Annotated in this window: 5 protein-coding genes; 4 read left to right on the plus strand and 1 reads right to left on the minus strand. The window is 63.7% G+C overall.

Annotated features, from left to right (window positions below; all coding sequences use genetic code 11):
- Nucleotides 1-346: 346 nt before the first annotated feature.
- Nucleotides 347-1,267 carry a LysR family transcriptional regulator gene (locus tag O7A05_RS33760; RefSeq protein ID WP_337097729.1) on the minus strand — a complete coding sequence of 307 codons (921 nt, stop codon included), beginning with the start codon at nucleotides 1,265-1,267 and terminating at the stop codon, nucleotides 347-349.
- Between the two features lie 283 nt (nucleotides 1,268-1,550).
- Here O7A05_RS33760 and O7A05_RS33765 point away from each other — a divergent pair, with 283 nt between their 5' ends.
- The 4 genes from O7A05_RS33765 to O7A05_RS33780 all read left to right on the plus strand — a co-directional run bounded on the left by O7A05_RS33765 (nucleotide 1,551) and on the right by O7A05_RS33780 (nucleotide 6,119).
- Nucleotides 1,551-2,777: a urate hydroxylase PuuD gene (locus O7A05_RS33765; RefSeq protein WP_337097730.1), complete on the plus strand. Its 1,227-nt coding sequence runs from the start codon at nucleotides 1,551-1,553 to the stop codon at nucleotides 2,775-2,777.
- A 2-nt stretch (nucleotides 2,778-2,779) separates the two neighbouring features.
- Nucleotides 2,780-4,093, plus strand: coding sequence for a guanine deaminase (guaD, locus tag O7A05_RS33770; protein ID WP_337097731.1), 1,314 nt, complete (start codon nucleotides 2,780-2,782; stop codon nucleotides 4,091-4,093).
- Nucleotides 4,094-4,172: 79 nt separating this feature from the next.
- Nucleotides 4,173-4,679 carry a heme-degrading domain-containing protein gene (locus O7A05_RS33775; protein ID WP_337097733.1) on the plus strand — a complete coding sequence of 169 codons (507 nt, stop codon included), beginning with the start codon at nucleotides 4,173-4,175 and terminating at the stop codon, nucleotides 4,677-4,679.
- 174 nt (nucleotides 4,680-4,853) lie between these two features.
- Nucleotides 4,854-6,119, plus strand: coding sequence for a glycerate kinase type-2 family protein (locus O7A05_RS33780; protein ID WP_337097734.1), 1,266 nt, complete (start codon nucleotides 4,854-4,856; stop codon nucleotides 6,117-6,119).
- Nucleotides 6,120-6,376: the final 257 nt, after the last annotated feature.

The following is a 6,376-nucleotide window of genomic DNA, read 5'->3' on the forward strand; positions in this document are numbered from 1 at the left end:
GCGCCCTCTATATGGCAGCCCTCACGGCCATTCGAACCTGTGAGCGCTTCAAGACCTTCTACACCGCACTTGCAGCCCGGTCAGGCTCCAAGAAACTGGCTATCATCGCCGTCGCAAGGAAGCTCCTCGTCGTCCTCAACGCCATCATGCGCGACAAAACCGCATTCGCATGAACACAGTTGCCATTCCGTGACTTCGACGCGTTGCCACGGTGCAGAATTCTGCTCCGCTGCGCTCTTCGGCGAAGATCACGGAATGATCCTCGGGTCTGCGCTCTGCTTCCCGTTGCTCCGCTCATGAATGACGACGTCAAGAAGGCTTCGGCCTATCGCGACGCTGCCGGCCTTTACTTGCCGGCCAAGATATCCTTGATCAGCCGCTGGCAGCGCTCGGCCATGAAGTCGAGCAGCAGCCGCACCTTCGGGTCCTGCAGCTTCTTGTGCGGATAGACGGCGGCGAATTGCACCGGTGTCGGCGGCGCCTGGGGCAGGATCACCTTCAGCCGCCGGTCGCGGATGAAGGGCTCGACCTCGAAGCGCGGCTTGTTGATGATGCCGCGCCCCGAGAGCGCCCAGCCGGTCAGCACGTCGCCGTCGTCGGTGTCGTAAGGGCCGTGCACTTCGAATTTCTGCACGCCGCCCGGTGTCTGCAACGTCCAGACGAATTCGCGCGCGCCGGCATAGCGCAGCATCAGGCAATCGTGCTTCTTGCCGACGAGTTCCTGCGGCTCGGCCGGTTCGCCGCGTGCTTCGAGATATTTCGGCGCCGCCACCAGCACGCGCTCGCACTCCATGATGCCGCGCATCCTGAGGCTGGAATCCTCGATGATGCCGAGCCGGAAGGCGACGTCGATGCCTTCCTTCATGATGTCGACATTGTGGTCGGAGAGCCTGAGCCGCACCTCGATATCGGGGTATTTGTCATGGAAATCCGGAATGCCGGAAGCGATCAGCCGCCGACCGAGGCCGAGCGGTGCTGTAACCCTGATCGTGCCGCGCGGCTGGCCGGAAAGTGCTGCGACCGCGGCTTCCGCCTCGGTGATCGCATCCAGCACCTGCTTGGCGCCGGTGTAGAACACCGTGCCGTGCTCGGTCGGCATCAACTGCCTTGTCGTGCGGTTGAACAGCCTGACGCCCAGATGCTTCTCCAGTTCCTTGATGCGGTTGGAGGCGACCGCCGGCGAGATTCTCATGTCGCGCCCCGCCGCCGACAAATTGCCGAGCTCGACGACACGGACGAAGACGGCAATGTTGTCGAGATAGGCCATGCGGGTTTCGTGGCTCTCAAACGGCTGCGCGAAGGTGTGTGGAGATTCAGGTGATGCCGGCCTGCAAACGACGGGTTCCTGCGCTTCCGGTGCTCACGTACTTCAAGTACGCTCCGCTCCGGTTCTCGAAACCGCCGTTTCCGGCTCGGCCTGACCTGAATCCTCACACACCCTTAGGTAACCCTAGTATTTTCCATTTTTTTTTGAAAGTCATCGCGCACCTCGCCTCTTTTCGTTTGCGCGCCAGACCGTAAAGTCGCTCTCATCGGCAGGGACGAGTGCAATGACGGATTTCGCGATTTTCTGGGACTGGCTGAGCTTCGCCGTCCGCTGGCTGCATGTCATCACCGGCATTGCCTGGATCGGCTCGTCCTTCTATTTCGTCGCTCTCGACCTTGGCCTGCGCCAGCGCCCCGGCCTGCCCGCCGGCGCCTTCGGCGAGGAGTGGCAGGTGCATGGCGGCGGCTTCTACCATATCCAGAAATATCTGGTCGCGCCGGCCGAGATGCCGGAGCACCTCACCTGGTTCAAATGGGAATCCTACGCCACCTGGCTGTCGGGCTTCGCCATGCTCTGCGTGGTCTATTACGCCGGGGCCGACCTCTTCCTGATCGATCCCAACGTGCTCAACATATCGGTGCCGGTCGGCATCCTCTTGTCGCTGGCCACCATCGGCGTCGGCTGGATCGTCTATGATCTGCTCTGCCGCTCGCCGCTCGGCAAAAGCGACACCGGGCTGATGCTGGTGCTCTATTGCGTGCTGGTGTTCATCGCCTGGGGGCTGACGCATCTCTTCACCGGCCGCGCCGCCTTCCTGCATCTCGGCGCCATCACCGCCACGATCATGTCGGCCAATGTCTTCATGGTCATCATCCCCAACCAGAAGATCGTCGTCGCCGACCTGATCGCCGGCCGCAAGCCGGACCCGAAATACGGCAAGATCGCCAAGCAGCGCTCGCTGCACAACAACTACCTGACCTTGCCGGTCCTGTTCCTGATGCTGTCGAACCACTACCCGCTGGCCTTCGGCACCCAGTTCAACTGGGTCATCGCTTCGCTGGTCTTCATCATCGGCGTTCTGATCCGGCACTATTTCAACACCGTGCATGCAAGGAAGGGCAACCCGACCTGGACCTGGCTCGGTGCTGCCGTGCTGTTCATGATCATCATCTGGCTGTCGACCGTGCCGAAGGTGCTGACCGGCGAGCCGAAGACCTCCGCCGCCTCCGCCGCAGCGCAGGTCTACATCGCCTCGGCGCATTTCCCGGCCGTGCGCGACACCGTGCTCGGCCGCTGCTCGATGTGCCACACGCAAGAGCCGGTCTATGAAGGCATCTACCATGCGCCGAAGGGCGTGCTGCTCGACACCGACGAGCGCATCGCCGAGCATGCGCGCGAGATCTACATCCAGGCCGGCCGGGCGCATGCCATGCCGCCCGCCAACGTTACCCAGATCACCGACCAGGAAAGGGCCCTTCTGGTCGCCTGGTTCGAAGGCGCCGGAAAATAAGCATGACAGCGAAAATTCTGCGCGGCCGCACGCTCTCCTTCCTGCGTTGGCCCGAAGCGATAGACGATCATTCCGCCTGGCGCTACGAGGAAAATGGCGGACTGCTGATCGACAATGGCAAGATCGTTGCCGCCGGTTCCTATGCGGAGGTCTTGAAGAAGGCGGGCACGGGCGTCGAGACGATCGACCATCGTCCGCATCTGATCCTGCCGGGTTTCCTCGACGCCCACGTTCATGTGCCGCAGATGCAGATCATCGCCTCCTACGGCGCCGAGCTGCTCGACTGGCTAACCAAATACACCTTTCCCGAAGAGTCGAAATTCCAGAACGCGCAGCATGGCCGCCGCATCGCCAGGGTCTTCCTCGACGAGATGCTGCGCCAGGGCACGACGACCGTCGTCGCCTATTGCTCGGTGCACAAGTGTTCAGCCGAAGCTTTCTTCGCCGAGTCGCACGAGCGCAATATGCTCAACATCGCCGGCAAGGTGATGATGGACCGCAACGCGCCGGACGGCGTGCTCGACACGCCGCAGACCGGCTACGACGATACCAAGGCGCTGATCGCCGAATGGCACGGCAAGGGCCGCCAGCTCTATGCCATCACGCCGCGCTTCGCCATCACCTCCACGCCCGAGCAGATGGAGATGGCCGGCGTGCTATGCCGCGAGCATCCCGATCTCCACATGCAGACGCATCTGTCGGAAAACCACGCCGAGATCGCCTTCACCCAGGAGCTCTATCCCTGGTCGCGCGACTACACCGACGTCTATGAACATTACGGCCTGCTCGGCAAAAAAAGCCTGTTCGGCCACTGCATCCATCTGTCGGAACGCGAGGCGGATGCGCTGTCGCAATCGGGCTCCGTGGCCGTGTTCTGCCCGACATCCAACCTTTTCCTCGGCTCCGGCCTGTTCGATTATCAGCGCTACCGCCGGCGCGAAAAGCCGCTCAGGATCGCCGCCGCGACCGATGTCGGCGGCGGCACCAACTATTCGATGCTGCGCACCATGGACGAGGGCTACAAGGTGATCGCGCTGAACGGCGAGAAGCTCAACCCCTTCCAGTCCTTCTGGCAACTGACGCGCGGCAATGCCGAGGCGCTGTCCGTGGCCGACAGGGTCGGCACGCTGGATGAAGGCACCGATGCCGACATCGTCGTGCTCGATGCTCATGCGACGCCGGGGATGCGGCTCAGGATGGAGACCGTGGAGACGCTGGCGGAAGAACTCTTCCTGCTGCAGACGCTGGGCGACGACCGCGCCGTGCGCGAGGTCTATGTGGCGGGGCGGCCGGCAAAGAGCGCGATCGCGGCATAACGCAATTCCATGCCCTCCGTGCTTGACCGGGCGTCAGCCATCGGCCAAAGCGTGCGTCGACATTTGACAGGGGAACGCTATGGCCACCGCCGACGACATCGCTCTGATCAAGAAACAGGAAGCCACGTTGGTCTTTGCGGCCTTCGATGAGGCTGTCGCCTTCAAGATCGGCTCTGCCATCAGGGACCGGGCACTGAAGGAAGATCTTCCGATCATCGTCGACATCAGGACTTTCGACCGGCCGCTCTTCTATGCCGCCATGCCGGGCTCCAACGCCTCCAATCCCGACTGGGCGCGCCGCAAGATCAATGTCGTAAGGCGCTATCTCAGGAGCACCTATCGCCTGGTGCTGGAGCAGCAGCGCCCGGACCGCACGTTCAAGATCGGCGAAGCGCTCGACATTGCCGATTATGTGCTCGCCGGCGGCGGCTTTCCGGTTACGGTGAAAGGTGCCGGCGTCATCGGTGTCATCGCCGTCTCGGGCCTGCCCGAGCGCGAGGACCATGGCGTCGTGGTCGACGCGCTCTGCGCGTATCTTGGCATCGATGCGAGCGGGCTTGCGCTGCCGCCAGAAGACAAATCGTGATGCCGGTGCTGCCCCTCATCCGCCTGCCGGCACCTTCTCCCCGTATAGAGACGGGAAGAAGGGAAGCGCGCCGGCGCCGGCGACCCCTCTCCCCGTCTCTAAACCGGGAGAGGGTAAGGGCGAAGGGCAGCGCCGGCGGTTATTCAAATTGAAATCTGCCAGTGGCGACCAGGGATGAACGTGCTCGATTCCAAGTCCTTCCTCACCTCGATCTTCAACGCCGCCGTCGCCGCCGCCGATCCGGAAAAGACGATCCGCAATCATTTGCCGGCGAAGCCGAAGGGCCGCACCATTGTCATAGGCGCGGGAAAAGGCTCGGCGCAGATGGCCGCCGCCTTCGAGAAGGTCTGGGATGGTCCGATCGACGGGCTTGTCGTCACCCGCTACGGCTATGGCGCCAGATGCGAGCGCATCGAGATCATCGAGGCGGCGCACCCGGTGCCGGACGCCGCCGGTCTCGAGGCGTCGCGCCGGCTGCTGGAGAAAGTGCGGGGTCTGACCGCAGAGGATCTGGTGGTGGCGCTGATTTCCGGCGGCGGTTCGGCCTTGCTGCCGTCGCCGGCTCCCGGGCTGACGCTTGCCGATGAGATCGCCGTCAATGAGGCGCTGCTTGCCTCCGGCGCGCCGATCGCGGCAATGAACACCATCCGCAAGCATGTCTCGACCATCAAGGGCGGACGCCTGGCGGCCGCGGCGCACCCGGCGCGCGTCGTGTCGCTGGTCGTGTCCGACATTCCCGGCGACAATCCGGCGCTGGTCGCATCGGGACCGACCGTTCCCGACACCGACAGCCGCGCGGATGCGCTGGCTTCGATCGCCGCCTATGGCATGAAGCTGCCGGCCTCGGTCATGGCGCATATCCAGTCTCCGGCCGCCGATGCGCCGCGCCCCGACGATCCGCGCTTCGGCGGCAATGAAGTGCACCTGACCGCCTCGGCCGGCGTCTCTCTGGAAGCCGCAGCCGCCGAAGCGAAGCGGCAAGGCATCGAGGCCGTCATCCTTTCGGACGCGATCGAAGGCGAGGCGCGTGAGGTCGGCGGCGTCCATGCCGCGATCGCGCGCGAGGTGGCGACGCGCAATCGCCCCTTCGCCAAGCCGGTGCTGATCCTGTCCGGCGGCGAGACGACCGTGACGTTGCGGGCAAAGGGCAAGGGCGGCCGCAATTCCGAATTCCTGCTCGCCTTCGCCATCGGCATCGACGGCGTGAATGGCATCGATGCCTTGGCTGCCGACACCGACGGCATCGACGGCTCGGAGAACAATGCCGGCGCCTTCGCGGACGGCTCGACCGTGGCGCGCATGCGCGCGGCAGGCGTCGACGCCAAGGCGATGCTCGCCGGCAACAATGCCTGGACGGCCTTCAGTGCGGTCGGGGATCTGTTCGTGCCGGGCCCGACCGGTACGAACGTGAATGATCTGAGGGCGATTCTGGTTAGGTAGCGCGATAAGCGCTGACGTCGTCATTCCAGGGCGAAGCAGGAGCGAAGCTCCGTCGCGAAGACCCTGGAATCCATTCCGTGACGTCGGGCAAGGAATGCAGCGGAGCAGAATTCTGCACCGTTGCGGCGCATCGAAGTCACGGAATGGCAACTGTGTTCATGCGAATGCGGTTTTGTCGCGAATGATGGCGTTGAGGACGACCAGGAGCTTCCTTGCGACGGCGATGATAGCCAGTTTCTTGGAGCCTGAGCGGGCGG

Source organism: Mesorhizobium argentiipisi (SeqCode) (genome assembly GCF_037179585.1).
GTDB lineage: Bacteria > Pseudomonadota > Alphaproteobacteria > Rhizobiales > Rhizobiaceae > Mesorhizobium > Mesorhizobium argentiipisi.

Coding starts and splice junctions, on each gene's coding strand:
- O7A05_RS33760 (WP_337097729.1), bottom strand. CDS start 1,267: ATGGCCTATCTCGACAACATTGCCGTCTTCGTCCGTGTCGTCGAGCTC.
- O7A05_RS33765 (WP_337097730.1), top strand. CDS start 1,551: ATGACGGATTTCGCGATTTTCTGGGACTGGCTGAGCTTCGCCGTCCGC.
- guaD (WP_337097731.1), top strand. CDS start 2,780: ATGACAGCGAAAATTCTGCGCGGCCGCACGCTCTCCTTCCTGCGTTGG.
- O7A05_RS33775 (WP_337097733.1), top strand. CDS start 4,173: ATGGCCACCGCCGACGACATCGCTCTGATCAAGAAACAGGAAGCCACG.
- O7A05_RS33780 (WP_337097734.1), top strand. CDS start 4,854: ATGAACGTGCTCGATTCCAAGTCCTTCCTCACCTCGATCTTCAACGCC.